This window comes from Selenomonas sp. oral taxon 136, from assembly GCF_001554015.1.
GTDB lineage: Bacteria > Bacillota > Negativicutes > Selenomonadales > Selenomonadaceae > Centipeda > Centipeda felix.
Window position 1 is genome coordinate 854,743 of the sequence record NZ_CP014239.1, and the last position, 18,406, is coordinate 873,148.

At 53.7% G+C, this 18,406-nt stretch carries 27 protein-coding genes; 1 reads left to right on the top strand and 26 read right to left on the bottom strand.

Annotation, left to right across the window (positions count from 1 at the left end):
* From AXE86_RS03960 to AXE86_RS04000, 9 genes are all read right to left on the bottom strand, one after another.
* Positions 1 to 630, bottom strand: a complete 630-nt coding sequence (locus tag AXE86_RS03960; RefSeq protein ID WP_061944915.1) for a putative phage tail protein — start codon at positions 628 to 630, stop codon at positions 1 to 3.
* Positions 623 to 1,720, bottom strand: a complete 1,098-nt coding sequence (locus tag AXE86_RS03965) for a baseplate J/gp47 family protein (protein WP_061944917.1) — start codon at positions 1,718 to 1,720, stop codon at positions 623 to 625. Before AXE86_RS03965 ends, AXE86_RS03960 begins: the two co-directional genes overlap by 8 nt.
* Complete coding sequence (locus AXE86_RS03970) at positions 1,720 to 2,157, bottom strand: DUF2634 domain-containing protein (protein WP_061944920.1); 438 nt, start codon at positions 2,155 to 2,157, stop codon at positions 1,720 to 1,722. The genes AXE86_RS03965 and AXE86_RS03970 overlap by 1 nt, the downstream gene beginning before the upstream one ends.
* Before the next feature lie 4 nt (positions 2,158 to 2,161).
* On the bottom strand, positions 2,162 to 2,569 hold the full coding sequence (locus tag AXE86_RS03975; RefSeq protein ID WP_061944921.1) for a DUF2577 domain-containing protein: 408 nt from the start codon (positions 2,567 to 2,569) through the stop codon (positions 2,162 to 2,164).
* Positions 2,566 to 3,597, bottom strand: a complete 1,032-nt coding sequence (locus AXE86_RS03980) for an XkdQ/YqbQ family protein (RefSeq protein WP_232294921.1) — start codon at positions 3,595 to 3,597, stop codon at positions 2,566 to 2,568. Before AXE86_RS03980 ends, AXE86_RS03975 begins: the two co-directional genes overlap by 4 nt.
* Positions 3,590 to 4,297, bottom strand: a complete 708-nt coding sequence (locus tag AXE86_RS03985; RefSeq protein ID WP_061944924.1) for a hypothetical protein — start codon at positions 4,295 to 4,297, stop codon at positions 3,590 to 3,592. Before AXE86_RS03985 ends, AXE86_RS03980 begins: the two co-directional genes overlap by 8 nt.
* Positions 4,294 to 6,366 carry a tape measure protein gene (locus AXE86_RS03990; protein ID WP_157064401.1) on the bottom strand — a complete coding sequence of 691 codons (2,073 nt, stop codon included), beginning with the start codon at positions 6,364 to 6,366 and terminating at the stop codon, positions 4,294 to 4,296. The genes AXE86_RS03985 and AXE86_RS03990 overlap by 4 nt, the downstream gene beginning before the upstream one ends.
* A 73-nt stretch (positions 6,367 to 6,439) precedes the next feature.
* On the bottom strand, positions 6,440 to 6,622 hold the full coding sequence (locus AXE86_RS03995) for a hypothetical protein (protein WP_061944931.1): 183 nt from the start codon (positions 6,620 to 6,622) through the stop codon (positions 6,440 to 6,442).
* Between the two features lie 2 nt (positions 6,623 to 6,624).
* Positions 6,625 to 7,371, bottom strand: coding sequence for a BRO-N domain-containing protein (locus AXE86_RS04000; RefSeq protein ID WP_061944941.1), 747 nt, complete (start codon positions 7,369 to 7,371; stop codon positions 6,625 to 6,627).
* A gap of 429 nt (positions 7,372 to 7,800) precedes the next feature.
* Between AXE86_RS04000 and AXE86_RS04010 the strand changes: the two genes are divergently transcribed.
* A complete protein-coding gene (locus AXE86_RS04010; RefSeq protein ID WP_071884678.1) occupies positions 7,801 to 8,478 on the top strand; it encodes a helix-turn-helix transcriptional regulator in 678 nt (225 codons plus the stop codon).
* A gap of 92 nt (positions 8,479 to 8,570) precedes the next feature.
* On the opposite strand, the gene AXE86_RS04015 is transcribed toward AXE86_RS04010, so the two are convergent.
* The 17 genes from AXE86_RS04015 to AXE86_RS04085 all read right to left on the bottom strand — a co-directional run bounded on the left by AXE86_RS04015 (position 8,571) and on the right by AXE86_RS04085 (position 18,387).
* The gene (locus AXE86_RS04015; RefSeq protein ID WP_157064402.1) at positions 8,571 to 9,101 is read right to left on the bottom strand and encodes a zinc ribbon domain-containing protein; all 531 of its coding nucleotides are present in this window, start codon (positions 9,099 to 9,101) and stop codon (positions 8,571 to 8,573) included.
* A 343-nt stretch (positions 9,102 to 9,444) separates the two neighbouring features.
* A complete protein-coding gene (locus tag AXE86_RS12605) occupies positions 9,445 to 9,594 on the bottom strand; it encodes a hypothetical protein (RefSeq protein WP_157064403.1) in 150 nt (49 codons plus the stop codon).
* A gap of 26 nt (positions 9,595 to 9,620) precedes the next feature.
* On the bottom strand, positions 9,621 to 10,052 hold the full coding sequence (locus AXE86_RS04020) for a phage tail assembly chaperone (RefSeq protein ID WP_061944950.1): 432 nt from the start codon (positions 10,050 to 10,052) through the stop codon (positions 9,621 to 9,623).
* Positions 10,053 to 10,064: 12 nt separating this feature from the next.
* A complete protein-coding gene (locus AXE86_RS04025) occupies positions 10,065 to 10,547 on the bottom strand; it encodes a phage tail tube protein (protein WP_157064404.1) in 483 nt (160 codons plus the stop codon).
* An 18-nt stretch (positions 10,548 to 10,565) separates the two neighbouring features.
* Positions 10,566 to 11,921, bottom strand: coding sequence for a phage tail sheath C-terminal domain-containing protein (locus AXE86_RS04030; protein WP_061944953.1), 1,356 nt, complete (start codon positions 11,919 to 11,921; stop codon positions 10,566 to 10,568).
* Positions 11,922 to 11,925: 4 nt separating this feature from the next.
* On the bottom strand, positions 11,926 to 12,126 hold the full coding sequence (locus AXE86_RS04035; protein WP_061944956.1) for a hypothetical protein: 201 nt from the start codon (positions 12,124 to 12,126) through the stop codon (positions 11,926 to 11,928).
* A gap of 7 nt (positions 12,127 to 12,133) precedes the next feature.
* The gene (locus AXE86_RS04040) at positions 12,134 to 12,556 is read right to left on the bottom strand and encodes a phage tail terminator family protein (RefSeq protein WP_061944959.1); all 423 of its coding nucleotides are present in this window, start codon (positions 12,554 to 12,556) and stop codon (positions 12,134 to 12,136) included.
* Complete coding sequence (locus AXE86_RS04045; protein ID WP_061944962.1) at positions 12,546 to 13,097, bottom strand: HK97 gp10 family phage protein; 552 nt, start codon at positions 13,095 to 13,097, stop codon at positions 12,546 to 12,548. Before AXE86_RS04045 ends, AXE86_RS04040 begins: the two co-directional genes overlap by 11 nt.
* Positions 13,097 to 13,408 carry a hypothetical protein gene (locus tag AXE86_RS04050; protein ID WP_061944965.1) on the bottom strand — a complete coding sequence of 104 codons (312 nt, stop codon included), beginning with the start codon at positions 13,406 to 13,408 and terminating at the stop codon, positions 13,097 to 13,099. Before AXE86_RS04050 ends, AXE86_RS04045 begins: the two co-directional genes overlap by 1 nt.
* 32 nt (positions 13,409 to 13,440) lie before the next feature.
* On the bottom strand, positions 13,441 to 13,803 hold the full coding sequence (locus AXE86_RS04055; RefSeq protein WP_061944968.1) for a hypothetical protein: 363 nt from the start codon (positions 13,801 to 13,803) through the stop codon (positions 13,441 to 13,443).
* Positions 13,803 to 13,985 carry a hypothetical protein gene (locus AXE86_RS04060; RefSeq protein WP_061944970.1) on the bottom strand — a complete coding sequence of 61 codons (183 nt, stop codon included), beginning with the start codon at positions 13,983 to 13,985 and terminating at the stop codon, positions 13,803 to 13,805. Before AXE86_RS04060 ends, AXE86_RS04055 begins: the two co-directional genes overlap by 1 nt.
* 11 nt (positions 13,986 to 13,996) lie before the next feature.
* Positions 13,997 to 14,917: a hypothetical protein gene (locus AXE86_RS04065; RefSeq protein WP_061944973.1), complete on the bottom strand. Its 921-nt coding sequence runs from the start codon at positions 14,915 to 14,917 to the stop codon at positions 13,997 to 13,999.
* Between the two features lie 18 nt (positions 14,918 to 14,935).
* Complete coding sequence (locus AXE86_RS04070) at positions 14,936 to 15,487, bottom strand: phage scaffolding protein (RefSeq protein ID WP_061944976.1); 552 nt, start codon at positions 15,485 to 15,487, stop codon at positions 14,936 to 14,938.
* A 110-nt stretch (positions 15,488 to 15,597) separates the two neighbouring features.
* The gene (locus AXE86_RS04075; RefSeq protein ID WP_061944980.1) at positions 15,598 to 15,948 is read right to left on the bottom strand and encodes a YjcQ family protein; all 351 of its coding nucleotides are present in this window, start codon (positions 15,946 to 15,948) and stop codon (positions 15,598 to 15,600) included.
* A gap of 53 nt (positions 15,949 to 16,001) precedes the next feature.
* Entirely contained in the window at positions 16,002 to 16,157 is a 156-nt protein-coding gene (locus AXE86_RS12610) for a hypothetical protein (protein WP_157064405.1), read from the bottom strand.
* A 219-nt stretch (positions 16,158 to 16,376) separates the two neighbouring features.
* Complete coding sequence (locus AXE86_RS04080) at positions 16,377 to 16,571, bottom strand: DUF7675 family protein (RefSeq protein ID WP_061944982.1); 195 nt, start codon at positions 16,569 to 16,571, stop codon at positions 16,377 to 16,379.
* Positions 16,561 to 18,387 carry a minor capsid protein gene (locus tag AXE86_RS04085; RefSeq protein ID WP_061944984.1) on the bottom strand — a complete coding sequence of 609 codons (1,827 nt, stop codon included), beginning with the start codon at positions 18,385 to 18,387 and terminating at the stop codon, positions 16,561 to 16,563. The genes AXE86_RS04080 and AXE86_RS04085 overlap by 11 nt, the downstream gene beginning before the upstream one ends.
* Positions 18,388 to 18,406: the final 19 nt, after the last annotated feature.

Below are 18,406 nucleotides of genomic sequence, written 5' to 3' on the forward strand. Positions count from 1 at the left end.
TCATTCACTCCTTATCACAATGTGTTTGGTCCGTTTGACCATCCCTGCAAATCCCAACTGTGCACCGGGCACGTTGTAGGAAATATCCCCGCCGGAATCGATGACGGTGATCTTTTTGCGCGCCACATAGCCCGCAAAGTACAAATTCTCCGTAACAGCTACCATACTCGAGATATTGACCGTGAGATTCGCAGGTACGATGACGCGGGCAAAGCGCCTCGCCTCGTTCGCGCGGAAGATGTGTGCGCGTGCGATGTCAAGCCACAGCTCGTACTTTGCGAACACCTCGCTCGGCAGGGCAACGCCCGCGCCAAACATCGCATCCAGCATAGAGCGAAAGGCGCGTATACTATACGGCGTCATCGCATTGATTCGGGCGAGGATTCGTTGCCTCCGCGTCTCAAGGGGGAGATTGTCGCCGCGAATCATGCGCAGCACGTCCTCCCAGCGTGCGGCGCCGACTTCGTCGATCTCATAGACAAATGTATTCGCAAAGCGCCGCCACAGATGTTCCCACAGCACTTTATACTCGGGGTTCTCGATGCCGGCGAGCGTCTTAAACTCGTCAGACGGTGCGACAACGGACGGATAATAGCGCTCAACGCGTACATCTCGCACAATCTTATCCATTCTGCACCGCCCCCCGTACTGCCAGCTCATCAAGTCCGAGCGTCAGATTCTCCTCATGCCCGTTCAGCGTCGTGTGCTGGATGTCCTCGATGCCGGAGATCGCAAGGATGCGGCTCTCGATCTGAGAGATGCGGATCGTGATGCCGCTGTTGCTCACGTTGTTAATCTCTGCCCGCTGCGTCGCCTGCCAGCCTTTGTTGAGTTCCGCAAAATACGTATCTATTGTCTCCTCCACCTGCCTCTGGTGCGTCGGATATGCGGTGCCGAGTGCAAAGGACAGGTGCAAACCGATGCGCACCGCTGCATTCCTCGCTCCCTCGACCGTGACTGTGTGCCCAATCGGTGCGATGCCGATGCCATCCCCGTGATTGCGTTCGGGGTCAATCGCCGTCTGTACCTTTTGCACGAGTTCTGCCGTCGGCGGCTTGAAATCGCTCGTCATGAATGTGATGCGTACCGTCCCGCCACCCTTCCATACGGGGTAGACCTTCACGCCGCCAACACCGTGGATCGCGTTCACCTTGAGCCGATAGTCGGCGATATTTCCGCCGTATGCCTGACTGTCAAAGCTCGCCAGATAACGCGCGCGGAAATGCTCCGTCTCCTCCTCGGGCTCGTCCGGAATCGTAATCTCAACAAGATCTGCCGTCTGCAATCCCTCAACGTAGTCAATCGGCACAAGCCGTCCCGCAGGAAGATTCCCTTCTGTTCCGACCGTCTCACAGGTCAGCAGGTATTCTCCGCTCGTCAGTTTCTCCGTCACGGCGTAGTTCACCGCTCCGCAGGAGTAACGCGTACCGAGCGGGATATTCAGCGTCGGCGGGGTAAACTTTCCCTTTACGACGGCAGATGTCGCCCCCTTCGGCTTTAGTCCGCGCTCGCGGGCACGCTGGATGAGATATATCCGTTCTGCTGTATCGCCGAAGGTGTTCTTCAGGAAATAATCCAACTCCGCATAGAGCAGCATGAACTCAATCGATGCAGGTGCCGCCGCGTCAAAGATAATGCTCCCCTCACGCTTATCCACGTCGCGTGGGACGTTTTTCAGCATCCGCGCAAGGATTGCCTCTTGTGTCTCTTTTTCATACATTAGATGCTCACCCCCTTCTCCATGGCGATGTCCCCGTAGATGCTCCGCACCCTAAAACGTGCGAGCACATCACCGCGCCGCCCCTGCTCATTACTGCGCACATAGCGGATGTCAAAATCCGTCACATCATTGATGCGGTCATCCTGCACCAGTGCCTCACGGATGCGGCGCGGAATCTCCGAGAGGACATACGGGATTGGCTTGCCGAATAGCTCAGCGAGCTCCACACCGTAGTTCCAGCTATAGATGACGTATTCATATCGCTCCGTATTGAGGATTTTATACGCCGCCTGTTCGACCGCCGCGAGTCGTTCCGTGAGTGCGCCTTGAATCCGCTCCTCTTCGATCTGCATCCGATACGTCGTGTTCGGCTGCAAATCAGCGCCCGCGAGTGTCTCGCCGAGGCTTGACGTACTCGTATCAGGTAGCAGTGCCATCGTATCACCCCCATTGTCCCGAAAGATTCGTATGGTCGCGGTTGCGCGAAAGGACAACAAAGCTCTGCCCTCCCGACTGCCGCAGGAGAATCACCGTCTCACCGACATGCAGGCCGTTGTACACGGTGATTTTCTTGCGCCCCTTGTAATCGTGGTTATGACTCGCGAACTCCGCAAAACCGCCGCCTCCTGCGCGGTTTTCCGTCGTGTGGCTGACGGATATGTCCACATCGTAGTCGCGCACGGCGTCGGTCAGCTCGAGAAATTCCTCCGTCACTTCGTCCTTGCCCTCAATGCGGATCGTCAGCGGTGCGACGCCGATCACCTCACCGAGGCACCAATCCGAGAGGTCGCTGCTCCCCTGCGTCTGCTGGACAAGCCGTTGCATCGTCTGTAACAGCTGTGCGCTCATCCCGTAATCACATCTCCCTTCACGGTCAAGTCCATCGTGTGATGACCCTGCGTCAGCGTGTGTTTCACGTTCTCGACGATGATGCGCTTTGTCAGCGTCTGATCGCCGAGCCGCAGACTGATGTAGAGCATCGAGCCGCCGCGCACACGCAGATCACCGAACGCGTTCTTGATTGTGAGCGTACGCTTCACGCGGTCGTACATCTTGAGCTTTGTATCTGCCATCTGCCCAAAGTTCATCGCCTTCTGCGGATTCACAGATTCGGTCAGCTGCAGCACGCCCCAGCGCTTGATATCCGCGCTGTTAACCGCCATCCACACGTCGCGCTTGCCCGTGTCTTTGTTATCATAGTAGAGCTTGATGCGGTTGTACGTGTCCTTGTCAATCGACGTCTCATACGCGAAATCCTCGGCCGTCTCCGCGTCGATCAGGAGGTCAATCTTCATCGTCTCCAAGTCCTTGACGGTGAGTTTGCCAAAATCGTCATAGAGCACATAGAGCCGCCCCGTGTTCTCCGTAGTCATGTCAAGAAGCGACTGCATGATGTCCATGAGCGTCTTGTTCGCCCCGCGAAATTTCGGAATGGTGTAGCCTGTATCGGCCAGCTCGCCAACGGCCAGCTGAAAGTCCTCCGCGATGCGCTTGATCTCCTTGCCCGCCGTTAGGTTGACGAAATTATAGGTGTCCTTGTTTTTGAGATAGCGCATCTGGTCGTAGGCAGTCACATCAATCACGTTGTCCTTGCTGTGCTTCTGCGCGAATACATAGCCGTGGAAGAAATTCACGCCGCCATAGTTCGCCTGCACAACGTCGCCCTCATGGAAATCGAGTGCCTCGTCCTTAACGACCTTGAACGTGAGTTTCCCCGGCTGTCCCTTCCAGCACGTCTCCCAGCACACATCATCGAGCACCGCAGGCCAGTAATACTTATCTGTCTCCTTATTGTGGATGATGAGCTGGAGCTGTTTGTCATTTTTGGGAGTAGCAGCACCGAGAGACGGCTTGTCTCCCGAGACAAAATCAGCCAATGTGCATCACCGCCCCTGCAGGAAGCCCCGCAACAGGATTCGAGATCCCATTGCTACTCATGATGTCGCGCCAGTCGATACCGCCGTTCGATATCCCCTTTGCAACCTCCCAGATGGATTTTTCATTGCGCACTTTGTACGCCGTCGGAATCGTCCGCCCGATGGCAGGGCGCGTCTCCTTCACCGTCAAATGTTCAACGCCGTTCTCATCCTTCGTCACCTCGCACTCTTTCGTCCCGTAGGGGCGGTATTGCTTGAATTTTAGTGGGCACGTCACATCGAGCCCGTCCTTTGCGTCCTCGTTGATGCTGTAGTCCTCAAGCGTCACAAGCATATTCGTGTCAAAGAGCATGGAAAACGCCCCCGACATGCGGCAGATAATGAGCTGCATCGGATACTGCGTTTCCTTCGCTTTTTTGAACGCCGAGAGGAAATGCGACGCCTTTTTGAAACTAAAACTGCTTCCGAAGAGCATCCCTGCAAGGGAGTCCGTGAGTGATGTGTCGTAATCCGCATACGGATAGGGACGGTTCGGCAGACGCGCATCAAAGGCGATCTCCGTCAGCCCGGTTTTTTTGATGATGTTGACCTCGCCCTCGTTGATGAGGTTGATGGTCTTGTTCTTCCCCTTGATCTTGATGGACATCTTTGCGGGCGGCACGGGGAGCATCGTGTCACCGACGAAAAAGTAATAGCTCATGTCGGATGCACCCCCTCCGCGCCCGCCGCCATCGCCTGAATGAGGCTGTCATTCATATAGGTCATCATGCCGTCCACATCAACGCCGCTCGCGATATTGTTGCTCACGCCGCCCATGTCGATCTGCACCGTCGCCGTCGTATACTTATTGATCGCCTCCTGCTCTGCTGCCTCGCGCAAGTATTTCAGATCCTCCTCCGTGATCTCCATAGCGTCCTTGATGGCGCCCGTATTGTCTGCCGTCTCCTTGCCCGCTTTGCCGATGTCGCCCGTCGGGTCAAACGGTGTGCCGCCCGCAGGGGTATATCCCGAGGCGTCAGGCGTCAGCCCATCGGAAATCCAGGGAATATAGTTATGGATGTCAAAGTTCTGCACAAAATCCCCTGCATCTTTACTCCATTGCCCCGGATCGGCGCGGTACTCAATCTCTCCGACGGCACCGATATTTGTGCCAAAGAGCCCGTTGATGCCCTCTGCCGCCTTGTTGATCAGCTGAATCAGATTGTTGATGCGGTCAATCATAAAGTTCACGGCGTTTGCAACAATCCCTGCCATCGCGCTGAATGCGCTCGCGAGTGCATTTCGTAGCCCGTATGTATGCATGACCCACGCAGCGAAAACGCCAATCGCAACGAGTACAAGCCCTATGACGAGCCCGATCGGGTTCATATACATGATGATGTTCAGGACACGCCACGCGGCGCTTAATCCCTCCGTCACAAATGCCCACGCAGCGGTAGCCGCAGTGGCAAGCGTAGTGCGTAGATTGATGATTGCCAAAACGGCAGCATACGCCGTGCTTGCCGCGTGGAGTGCCCACTGTGCCGCCGTAGCCGCGAGCTGCGAGAGAACATAGGAATCAATCAATACATTTGTTGCTATCCAGTACCCCGCATAGACAGCAAGCCCCGCTATCGCGAAATCAATGAATGCCTCGAAAGACTGGTACGCAATCATGAAGCCTGCGCCGAGCCACGAGCCAATATACGCACCGACTTGATAAATCACATTGCCGAGCCATTCGATATTATTGATGATGCCGAAGATTGCCGCCGCTGCAACGCCAAGCCACCAGACAACGGCGTTAGCGAGCCGCTGCGCCCCCTCTGTATTGGCAAGACGATTGATCTCTACCAGTACAGGTGTAAAAGCACGAAGCCCTGCATTCCTTATGACCCGCATATTCTGTTCCCACGTGCGCCCCATTGCGCCGAACTGGTCATTGATGAGGTCGAGGTTCGTGAGGATTGAATTCTTTAGGATGTCAGCGGTGATCTTCCCCTCGCTCGAGATTGCCTTTAGCTGTCCAGGGTCAATCTGCATGTACTTCGCGACCATCTGCTCAATGAGCGGCGCGGCTTCCGCGATAGAGCGGAATTCGTCGCCCTGCAGCTTACCTGAGCCGAGTGCCTGCGTCAGCTGCAGCATGGCGTCTTTCTGCTGCTCTACCCCCGTGCCGCCGATGACAAATAGCTTCTGGATCCCCTCCATGAATGGAACAACATCATGCGCATCGGGGAATGCCTTCTTCGCCGTCATGGCGATCTTCGAGACAGAATCTGCCATCTCCTCATAGCTGCCGCGTGCCCGCTGCGCCGATGCGTAGATGAGATCATTGAGTTCTGCCGCTTGCTGGGCTCCGCCCGCCACCATGCGCAGACGTGCTTGTATGCCTGCGTATGCGTCGCTCGCACGTACAAGCCGATCAGGAAGTCCCGATATGTAGCTGAGTGCAGACATAAAGGCACTCGCTGCAACCGTCGCAAGCGCGAATTGTCCGACCATACCCGATAGTCCCGATTTGATCTTGCTGAATGAACCGTCACCGACACTGCGTATCTTTTGCCCCAATCCGTCGACGAGTCCGCCGAGCAAGTGAATCGGGGATGCCGCACGCTCCGCGCCCATCCGCACACCGTTCGCGCCGACCTCTGCCGCCGTCTCCATGCCCGAGGCGGCTTTTGCCGCACGGTCGAATTTGCCGATGGTCTTATCCACCGTACGGTCAATCTTATTCAGCACGGGTGACACACCGTCGATCAGTTCAAACATTTGCTTGATTGTTGCCACAGAACCCCTCCTTTCAAAATGTGTGCATCAAAAAACCCGCCCAGATTGAGCGGGTTCATGATGAAGTTATTGTTTACTGCTGATTGCGCTTGCGGCGGGCGCGTTCCATGCGCTTGCCCATGATGACGCCGAGCGTATAGCTGCGCATCATCTCCCAAACATCAATCGGGCGTTTCTCATCAATCAGACCGTAAATCTCTGACATTGTGTTATCATCTGGAAGAAACTGATGCCCAAGCAGTTCTGAGGTCGTCATAACTACGCCGCCTCCCGTCCAAAAATCTTTTCAAACACAGGAATAACACTCTCGTAGTACCGCCACGTCTCGACCTCCTTGACGCTGTGCTCCGACTTGCTGTAGAACAGCTTGCCGTACGCGTCAGTCTTGAGGTTGTGCTTGTTGGCGACTTTGCCGATCTTGTTTGCCGACACGCCGAACATCGCACCGATTTCCGTCGCGGAATAGGTCTTGTGCTCTGCAACGGGCAACGGAAGAATCAGCTCACCTGTAACCATCTCGGCAGCTTTCGCGTTGCACACGGCTTTGTATTCGGGAATGTTCGTGCGCTCGGCAATCTTGAGAAGCAGGTTTGCTGCGCGGGTGCGGGCATTGCGTTCCATAACTTCAAGCCGCTTGGACTGCATCGCATCATCGGGCTTCGCGTGTTTCGCAGTGTAGCTGCCCGTCTTGCGGATGGAAGGTAGCACTTCCGATGTGACCCAACGCTTGAACTTCTTCACGGCAGGAAGTTTCGAGGAGAGAATGAGCGAGTAAAGCCCCGATTCGTTGATGATGGTTGCCGTCTGTGTTCCGCGAGACGGGGTGGTGATTTGCCACCCCGTCTTATCTTCCTCGTCGACGTGGGCTTTCAGTGCGTTCACAGTGTCTTTATATCCCAGAATCTCCGCAACGTCCTTCCCAACAAAATACGGTTCATCCTTCACAATAACAGTCCGCACCTTGCCGAACTCGACATTCTCAAAAATCTGTACTTCGTTTGCCATTATGCAATTCTCCTTCCATTTTCCTCGAAAGGATGCTATAATGATTATGCAATCCTTTCGAGGTTGTGAACATATAGAGTGAGTTGTCTCGTTCAAAAGCAAACTCACTCTATTTTTTTGTGTTCAGAGGCAAATACGCCTCCTCTCTCGGCACGTCTTCCATCCACTGCGGATAACGCTTTTTCAAGTCGTCATACACTAAATTTCCGACATACTCCGCCGTTGAAATCCCATTCATAGCACTGTGAGCTTTTGCAAGCCCGCCAAGTCTGAGGCTCAATCGGACATTCGGTCTTATGATTTTCATTTTTCTCACCTCTTTTCTATGTATAAAATACACTATGATTCTTTTTATGTCAATAGTGTATTTATTTTGCGTTTGATTTTTTTCTTCTGGTAGTTATAATACATGGTAGAGAGGTGATGTATATGTCGTTCGCTAGTACTCTAAGATCACTGCGAAAAAAACATAATTTGACTCAAAGTGACCTTGCAAAAGAGCTTGGAGTAACACAGAGAACTATCAGTTATTATGAATCTGGAAAGGGAACTCCTAGCGACACAAAGATTCTCAACGCATTGGTAAAGCTATTCAATGTGACTTTAGATGAACTTCTTTTAGATTCACAGGGCGTTTCTAAGCTCACTTTGCTAGTAAACAAGTTAATTGATGACACAAAAAACAACAAACTCGAATGGGAACCTTTTGTTCTAGCAAGAAATGAGTACACTACAGACAATGGCTTTCATGGTTTTTCTCTCTATGCAGATATATTCCATCTAGATAGTTTTTCTCAATATGATAACTATAGTTTTCTGATATCCGATTCTTTTTTTGCCTCCTATAAGGATGGTGGATATTTAGTTGCAAAAATCTTATCACCAACAAACGATATAGACATTGCCTTGTTTATTCTCCATAATGATAAGTTCTCATATATAGCAAATAAGGACTCAATCAAGCAGTTAGATGATTTATACTTCATCCTTACCAATCCATCACTTGGGGTTTCTACATTTATTGACGAATATCTAGGTGACGACTTATCCAATAAAGGCTCTTCTCCTACATCAGTCTTTGCTCCCGATAAAGATTGCCCCTTCTAAACTACCCAAAAATTTCTACGCGAAATTTCTGCCTAACCACAGAATCTATATATAAAAACCGCCTCGTTTGTGCGAAGCGGTTTTCTTTCCTACTACTTCTTTTTAGGAATTTTGGGGGTAAATCTGTTCCCGCAATGGCGGCAAAGGCATTTCACATCCTTATATCCAATCCCGCCAGCCAGAGCACCTAACGGACCAAAAAGAACCACACCCGCAATCCCCTTTCCAAAACCATACCCCTTCCGTTCAATTTCAATATTTGTCGATTTGCAGGCAGGACAAGTCAACGGAGGGGTTTCTTCTTCCGGAGAAGCCTCCGTAGGTTCTTGATATTCTGCAACCCTCTTCATAAAATCTGAGTCCTTGTAATGAGCATCAACGAAAGAGGCGATCTCTTTAGGTTTTGCATTCGTGAGCGTGCCTATTTCGATTGCAATTGTCATTCTTCCCGTAAACCCTTTATGCGCCGCAAATATCGGCACAGGATCGAACGAGACACCGTTCAGCGTCTCCTGCGGAACGACAGGAACAGCCGCCGATTCGCCTTCCGTTGGATGACCACAGTTGCTGCAAAACTTGCCCGTCACCTCAGTGCCGCAATTGATACAGAACTTACCCATCATCGTCACTCCTCTCGTCGATACTATAGTAATTCGACGAAAAAGAGCGGCTTCCTGCAAACAAAAAGACAGCACCGCGCTGTCCTATATGATATAATGTCTTTAGGTGCTATCGATACGGTAGGCGGTCGATTCTGAGCCCCTGAAAGGGGGCGATGCCCATGACGATCAACGATTTACTCGCGTTGCTCCTTGTAACGCTGTTTATCCTCGTCGCCATCAAAGCATAAGAAAACCCGCCTGCTCCTGACAAGTTCGGGCGGGTTTTCTCGTTCAACCAATGGGGCTGACCGTTTACACGATAGCACCTTTTCTATGCCTATTATAGGATAAAATCCCGTCCACGTCAAATCTTTCGCCTTGCCTCTGCTGCCGCTTTCTTATCCGCCTTTATCTTGAGCGAAATTACCGCATAGACAAAGGCACGCTCGTTCTCCGGCAAGGAGAATAGAACGTGCGGCAGGATATGAAACTTTAGGAGCGCGAAATATGCCATGTTGGCATAGAACTCGCCCTCCTTAATTAGTTTTTTACGGCTTTGATCTTCTCATCCATGCCCGCCTCAAAGTTGTTCGCCTGCATGACCGCCTGAAAGAGGTCACTGTACTCGCCCGGCGTCAGCATGAGCCGTACGAGCTCACCAGCTCCGACAGCATTGTAGGAGTTCTGCAGCTCCTCACTGTTGAGGTTCGGATAGGTCACACACGCACAGATGAGGTCGTTCACGTACTGATCCTGATCGAGATGCACCTGCGTCTCACGCGTGCCGGGGACGAACGACTTCTTGCGATTGCGGTCAGCGATTGCCCTGTTCTCGTCGTTGGAGATCGGCGTGATCTGCCATGCGATTGGCTTGCCGTTCGCGCCCTTGAACCGTTTCGATGCCACGAACTCCACGCATGCGGGCTTGATCGCGTTTTCGGAAAGAAATCCTGTCAGTGTCATGTTTTCCATTCTGTTTCTCCTTTACTGCATACCGTCGAGCATCTTGAACTGCGTCGGCTGCTCCACGTCCTCAAAGGTAAAGTCTACGTCCTGCTCGAGCCATTCGCCGTCAGCGTCAAATGCGGCAATAATGCCGCTGTCAATGTTGCAGTCCTTGAGGATGGTCACCTGCCGCCCTGCCTCCGAGGTCGGATCCTCGTTTGTGATCTGCAGGTCAAAATAGGTATCCTTGCCCGTGGACTTAAATTCGAGCAACATCCGATCAAAGAGCGGCGTGTTCTTGTAGATCGTCATGCTCCCCGTGCCGTTGACGCTCGTCGCCTTGTGCCCCTTTGCCATACGCCCGAGGATGGCAACCTCCTCTTTCTTCTTCTCGAGCTTTGCCTCGAGTTTTTTTGCCTGAAAGAGCAGGAACCGCTCTCCCTTAACAGACACGTACGCAGATGCGAGTTTTGCCGAGATGACATCCTTCGCGTGCATCGTGCGGATCGCACTTAGTGCCATAGTGTTTCACTCCTTTCCTTATGCTACCTCGATGGTCATATAGAGGCGTTCCATACAGCACGTCGGCTGCACAGAGTAGTTCATGAGCACGTCCGTCTTTTTCTCGCCCTGTGTCGGAATCGGCACGTCTTTCGGGTCGAAGTTCTGAATGGCACGCACACGCTGATACTCCTTGTGCAATGCAACAATGTCGCCCCAGAGTGCCGTGCGCCCGTCCTCATCGTTCTGCTCCTTGCCGAGATACGTCCGATTAAAGAGACGCGCCACGTCGATGGCGATCTGATCGAGGACGCGGATGACCTGATTCAGAGCGAAATCAGCGTTCTTCTTTTTCGAGAAGCTCGTAAATGTGTTGATGTCGCTGAGAACATTTGTCTTGCCGACCACATCCCCCGAGACCGAGTCCGCGACGTTGTGGAACATCATCATGCCCGAGACCATCGCACGTTCGAGCTCCGACTGACTGTACTTCGTGTTGATCTTGTACTCGCCGTCATAGGTCTTGTTCGTGCACGATGCATTGACCGCGCAGCTTGCCTCCGCGCCCGTCAGCCAGTAGACCGCTGCGCCCGGCTGTGCGCCCTCGTCGCGCACAGCGTTTTTGAGCGAGATGACGCCCTCATAGTCGACATTCTCACGGCCGTGGATGATGAGCTGGAACTTCGCGCCCGTCGCCTCGCGCATCCGCTTCGTGAACTGGATCAAAAGCTGCTGGATCGTCGCGTCCGAGCCTGCATAGCCCATGATGTTGAAATAGTACGGCTCGATGGCGTCAAGATAGCTCTGATATTGGAGCCCCGTGACCGCCGCACCGTTTGTGCCGCCCTTCAGCTTCTCGCCCGCCTTCGCCTCGAGATTCCCCGTACGCGTCCATGTCACATAGTCGTTATCCGCAACATCCGCCCATGCCTTGACGTTCTTTTGCTCACCCACCTTTGCGGGCGAGCCGTCAACGATCATATAGGTTGTCACGTCAAATGCGCTCGTGTTGTCAACGTTTGCCGCTACAGACACCGTGATGTCATTCCCTCGTTTGCCCGGATACTTTGCCTTCGCCAGTGCGCAGGATGCCGCCACCGCGCCGTTGTCGAGGCGGTAGAAGTACCCCGTTTTGAGGTTGAGGAAGAGATCACGCAGGGACTTGAGCTCCGGCGCGGTATATGCATAGCCGAAGATCGAAAGGCTGCGCTCCTGAAAGTCCTCTGCCGTTACGGCAAACACACTGCCAACGGGGCCCCAGTCCAGCTCAAGCGGCATCGTTGCATAGCCGCGATCTGCAATATCCGTCGATGCGCGCACACGCGACACAAAATTGATATACGTCCCAGGCAGTTTCTTGTTTTGAAACAGCCAAGTACCGCCGCCCAGTGCCATAAAATCACTCCTTTCCGACCGTCGCCTCAGTGACAGTCCTGCCGTTAAACTCCTCCACCATCTGATCGACCTCGGTGAAGGTGTATTCCTTCCCCTCCTCGAGGAGGATCATGAGCGCGTCGCAGCACGGGCGATACTTCGCCGATGCCGCAAGTGCCTCACGTGTATAGCGTGCCTCCTTCTGCACTGCTTTCTCTTCGTCCATATATTCATCATCCTTTCACGCGCTGACGCTGCGTCAGCGTCTCCATCGGCGGGACTTTCTCACGCTCACAGAGGACGAGCACGTCATAGTCCGCCATGAAGTGAAGCACGCCGTCATGTATCTCTGCCTCCGTGCGGGCTGCGCGGATAAGATCGTCGCCCATACGGATGTATTCGAGCCCCATGAGAAGCATATCTATGACCTCCTGCATCTCCTCGGACGCGCCCTCCGTGCGTGGGAAATAATGCACATCAAAGCTGTGTCGCCGATAATAGCGGTTGCCGAGCTTTGCCTCCTGCGCCATGCGAAGCGGCAAAATGAAAAAGCAAGGTTCTTCAAACCCCTGTCCGATTTCATCCCGATGCACTTCAATATCGGGAAACAGCTCGCCAAGACGGACGGCGATCCCGTCCACAATGTCATTTCCCATGGATCCTCTCCTCGAAATACCGCTGAATCTTTCGCGCCAGAATCGCAGGTGCCGTACTCTCCACCTCGCGGGCAGAGAGTGTCATTGGAAATTGACCCTCCACCCATGCCGCCTTAAGGCGCTTCCCGAGGGCGGGCACATACCGCCCCGGTGTCTGCCGATGTCCGTATTCAACATAGGAGGCATATTCTGTGTTATTGACGAGCTCAACCCGATAGGTATTGCCGATCCTCTGCACGCGAATTTTGCCCTTGAGCAGCATCGACCATCCGCGCCGCAGTGTCCCACCGCCTGAGAGCCGTCGGAGCTTCACTTCGCCTTTGCGCTTTCCGCGCCGATGCGTTGCGGGACTTCCGTCCTTTTCCCTCATCGGCTCATAAGCAGTTTTCCCGACGGGCGTGCGCTTGATGACCTTCCGCAGAAAACGCGCTGTAAGATCGCCGAGGCAGTCCTCGTAGAACCGCTGCCGCTCTGCAGGTGCCGCGATCTGCTGCAGCTGTGCCTGGAACTTTTTCAGCTCGCTTGTGTCGATCTTTGCCATTACGGATGCTCCTCCCACCTTGTCAGCGGAACCTCTTGATGCGACTCGTAGACCGCAGGAACGCCCGCGCAGGAAAAATGCATCGTGTGCCCGCGCTGCACAACGGTCACGCGGCTGCCGGGCTTGATGTCAATATCAGGCGCGGTAAAGAGCGTGATCGTCTGCGCGGTGCTGTCCACCGTGTCCGACCGTCCCGCGGGAGCGATGGTCTTATAGCTGACACGGCAGGGTACATCCTCAATGACTGCACTCCATACGAGCGCGGTGATGTTCTTTGCATTCTTCTCCTTGCGCGCCTCCTCAACGGTCATTCTGCCATCATAGAGATGCTCTACCGCGCGTCTTACCAGCGAAATTTTCGGTAACATGAGAGATCACGCTCCCTTGTGAGCACCTGCACGAGCGCATCATACCGCTGTTCGGGCGTTGTTCCGCCGATCTCAACGGTTGTATCCCCTTCGCGGATGGACTTTACGACGTCAAGCCCGTCCGCAGCGAGAATCACGCCCTTTTGCAGGGCGAGAAATTTGCCTGCCGTCAGTTCATCCAGAACCGTCTGCAAGCCCTCGGGGATCTCTGCCACGTTGCAGTCATTCTTGATGTGCTGCTCAACGTCGCTGTAGATGTACGATAGGACGGGCAGGTCAATATCCTGCACCTCGTAGCCAACGGATGCCTTAATCAGCATCCGTACATCGGCGAGCATTATTTGCCGCCCTTCTTGCCATCGGCGGGTTCGGGGTTCTCCAGCGCAGGATTCGGCTCAGGTATTGTCTCCTCCGTTGGTGCAGCGAGATCCTCCTCATGGAAGCCCTGCGCCATCAGCCCTGCGACTTGATGCTCCGTCTCTGCGTACTGCACCTCGTTCAGCCGTACCAGTCTTGTCATGATGTACCTCCTTACGCACCGAGATTCGCCCAGACGCCCGCGAGCTTATTCGTCGGGATCCAGATATCGTGGAATTTGCGATAGTCGAGCTTCCACGCGTCCGCCTTCTGGTTGACGTCAGGTGTGAAAATGCGTACCTTGTCCGTCTTGGAGATCGCAATCGGCGCACGCCGCGAGATGATGATCCAGTTGATGGACTTCGCACCCGTATCCGCCTTGAATCCGCCTGCCTCCTGCCCTGTCGTCTTGCCGTCTGCAAAGACATATGCTGTCTTCATGCGCAGCGAGGGCACAGAGAAAATCGGGATCTCGTTGTATGTCTTGACCCTCGTGTTGATTTCCCCCGCCTTGAACTGCGTCACGTCAAGACGCCGCTCGATATTCTTCACGTTGTTGAGCACCGTGCGGATCGGCGTCGCCATGAGGATCACCAGCTGCTCTGCCTCGCCGATGGCATCCTGCAGGTCGGTGATCTCCTTGTCAAGCTGCGCAAGGATATTCGTCTCGCTCGGCGTGAATCCGTCCGTCGTGCGATGCGCGTTCTTCGCGAGCGCGGCAATGCGGCTGTAGCGGTACGCATCGACCTCGGGGACAACCTGCAGCCGCTGGAACTCGCCCATGACCGTCCCTGCCGAGGCGATAAAATTGCTCTCATCCACGTCCATGGAGTCAAGCTGGAACGTGCGGCCGCGATCCTGCGTCAGCTTGTAGTCGTCATAGGTCAGCGTCACAGAGCCCTGATTGAATCCGTTGTCGCGATCGTACTTCGCCATGCCCGTGGTCGAGATGCGCGGCATACGCACCGTGTCGCCGCCGTTGTACTTCACATTCTGTGCATTGCTCTCCATCCAGCCCGATGTCGCCTCGATGCCCATCTGCTTGTCGAGCGACTGCTGGAAAATCTTTGCCATCTCAAGCGTATTGATTGCCATAAAATTTACTCCTTTCGCTTACAGCCCCATCGCTGTCTCAAACTGTTGCTGAACCGTCGGTGCGGGCGTACCGCCGCCGTTGCCACCGGGCGGGTTCAGCCCTTCTACCCGCACCGTGCCCTCTGTCTCAAAGAGATACGCATCGGATTCTTTGAGCTTTTTGATCTGATCGTCAAGCCCCTTGATCTTGCCGTCCTCCGCCTCTGCGCCCTCGAGCTTCAGGAGTGCACGCACAGCGGCGGTGTTCTTCGCCTTCGCCCCGAGCAGGGACTTTTCAACGATGGAATCAATCTCCATCGCCTTGACCTTCGCTGCGTGCTCCTTGTCGCGTGCATCGGCGGCCGCCTTGAGCTCGTCGATCTGCTTGACGAGTTCGGCGTTGTCCTTGTGATCCTTCTTCAGCTTGTCGAGCTCCCCGCGTGCGGTCTTACTCTCGTCCTTGGCCGCCTTGAGCTCGTCCTCCTTGGCAGTGAAGCGGCTCTTTTCGACGTAGTTCTTTTCGTAGTCCTCCGCGACCTTCGCCGCCTGTTCATCGGAGAGCCCGAGAGCCTTGAGTTCGTCTTTTGTCATAGATTCCTCCATTCTGCTAGATTGCTATATCGGTATGATTCAGTGCGCCACGGCACCACCTCCTTGAAAATTGGGCATAAGAAAAGCACTCACGACGATTCGTAAGTGCTTTATGCGCCGGGAATGATATCTTTGATTCCCTTGATAACGCGGTACGCCTTCTTCATGCTGCTGTTTTCCTCGAGGTAGTCAATGCCCTTCGGCGTGATGTTGACTGCCTCCGTAATGCGCGGCTGTGCGTTGAGCCGACCGAGGACAGAAACGAATGAAAGCCCCTCGATATAGCCGTCATCCGCCAGATGTTTCAACACATAGTTCCAATACCGCTCATTCACTTTCACGGCGGCGTGCGCCTCGTTCCAATACACCTGCTCAACGTCGGGCGCCTCGCCGCGCCGCAGGCAGTCATAGAGGTATGAGAGCAGCTGATAGGCGAGAACGTGGTAGTCATCTTTCGACATAGTATGCCTCCTCTCCGTCCGGTGTCAAAAATTGGATGTACTTGATACCGAGATCAAACCCGAATATTTTCATGTGCGCCCTCCTGCATTGCACGCTTGAGTTCGGCAGTAATATTCCCTATAACCTTGCCCACATCCACCTGCGGCGATTCTTCAAGGCGAAGGATCGCCGCTATTTCGTCCTTCGTCCCTTCAATGATGATTCGCATGATTACCCCCTATTGATTTTCAAATTGGACTATTGTATAATACAAGTAACAGGAGTGAGCACGACCCTCTGCCCATATTGGCGGGGGGGGGGGATGGGTTCACTCCTTCTTTGTGTATTTTAATACTTGCACGATAGCATCATCTTTCCCAATGATGAGCTTCAAAATGGGCATAAGAAAAGCACTTACAATGATTCGCAAGTGCTTTGTGTTTGATTGTCAAGGAATCAGAGGATTCTCCGCATCTACGAGTTTTCTCTGTTCAGGTGTCAGCTTCTCATAATCCTGAAACAGGTTATACTCTCGTTTCTTGTCGAAACTAAAAACGAACTCACCAATAACCCCAGGAATATTCTTCCACCAAATTTTACTGCCCTTGTATCTTTTTTCCCAAACAGACGTATCATTTGACATTTCCAGTAACCCCCTTCATCTGAGCGTTCACATCCGTATTGATATATCCAAGGGTGCTCCTTATTTCCGGATTATTTAAGAAAGAATCTATTTCAATAAGTATCGCACGGCTCGCAACAGTCTTTTTACACCCAAACCGACGATATAGGCACGCCGCAACATTGCCGTATCTATCAAAACGATTCCATCCGTTTTTTACGTGACCTGTTGTTTCCGGTGATTGTAATTCCAGATATTCAAGAACCCCATTCAACCGCCTTATAATTGACGCATGCGCCCCCGCAATTAAGCAGTACTCCTTCCCGTCAACGACCTCATTTCCTTTGAGATATTTGGCCAAATCCGTTGCGCATCTCTTAAGGGTAATTTCCCTTGACACAACACCAGAAAAATGCGCTATGTTATTCAGGTTGTAATATCTTGAGAAAAAGCTTTGACTCAGCCCGCCCCTAAAATCGATTACGTCTAATCCCGCCTTATTTCCTGCGTATGCGAGCGCAAGTGACGCACAAGAGCCCTTGGTTTTATCCCCACCGGCCAATCGTGATATGATTTCATCATCGGTCGGCAACTTAGCAAATGTGCTGACGCTCCTATATTCAACCCCGCTCGCCTTAGCAGAGTTCATAATGTACTTGTATCCGCTAGACATTTGCCAACCATTTGGCGTACTCCATAGGTTTGATTTTATTGTACCACTTTGCGCACCCGCATTCAATGTACCGGGAGCATTTGTCGCCTGTGAAGCGACATTTTCTTTCCACTCGTCAAGCGTCTGCGTCTTGTCGACGAAAATGTTCTTCCAGTTTTCATACGTCAGCCTACTATCCACCTGCACGGTCTTCCCCGTCTCAGGATCGCGCGCCGCCCGTGTCTCTCCCTCCGTAAACTCATCATCGAAGTACGGGCAGGTGGTTGATCGGCAGTGACAGTGGAGCGGCGGGGCGGTGATGCCGGGTTTGAACTCTGATAGGGGAAGCACCTTGCCGTCCATCTCGCGGCATGTCTCTGATGTCCTGCTGTCGAGCGTCGCCACGAACTCATATTGCTCTACGCCGAGGTCGCGGAATGCGTCCAGCTGTCCCCGCGAGGAGAAAAAAGCCGCCTCCGTCTCTACAAGCCGCGCCGCCGCGCTGCGGGCGACACCCATGCGCCCCGCGATCCGCTGTGCAATCTTGCCGTATGGCTCGCCGCGTATCAGTCCGCGCGTCAGCTCTCCTTGCAGGGTATTCAGCAGGCGTTCTTTGTCGCGCCAAATGCGGTCGGAGAAGTTCAGCCCATCGGATACCCACGGTTTCTTTAGGATGCGGTCAACATCTGCCTCGGGGATGCGGGCGAAGGGTTCAAACCCCTTTTTCTTTTGCACCTCGTACGCTGTGCGCATCTGCGCGTCGGGGTAGATGTCGCGCAGCACGTCCGTGAGGCGTGCATTCCCCTTTGCCGCAAGCTTTTCGACGTGCTGTGCCATCTGCATCCGTATCGCCTCGAGGCGGTCAATGTGGACACGCGCGGAGGCATTCTTTAGCTTCTGGATATATGCCTCGGAAAGATCCGCTTTCTTGGCATATTTAATGTATTCGTCCACCGTCCAGCGGAACTCAGCAAGTTCTCGCCCCGTCAGTACACGCCGTGCCTCGGCAAGGCTCATTTTGTTCTCAGCGGCGAATCGTGCATACCAACGCTGAATATCGTCATTCAGGTCTTGCGCGGTCTGTCGGTACTCCTTGACCATCTCCGCGCTGAGATCGTCCGCCTTGCGCAGCTCCGCCTCCGTCAGCTGCTCGAATCGCTCTGCCCAGTACTTATCGTGCTCCATGCTCCTCACCTACCGGATA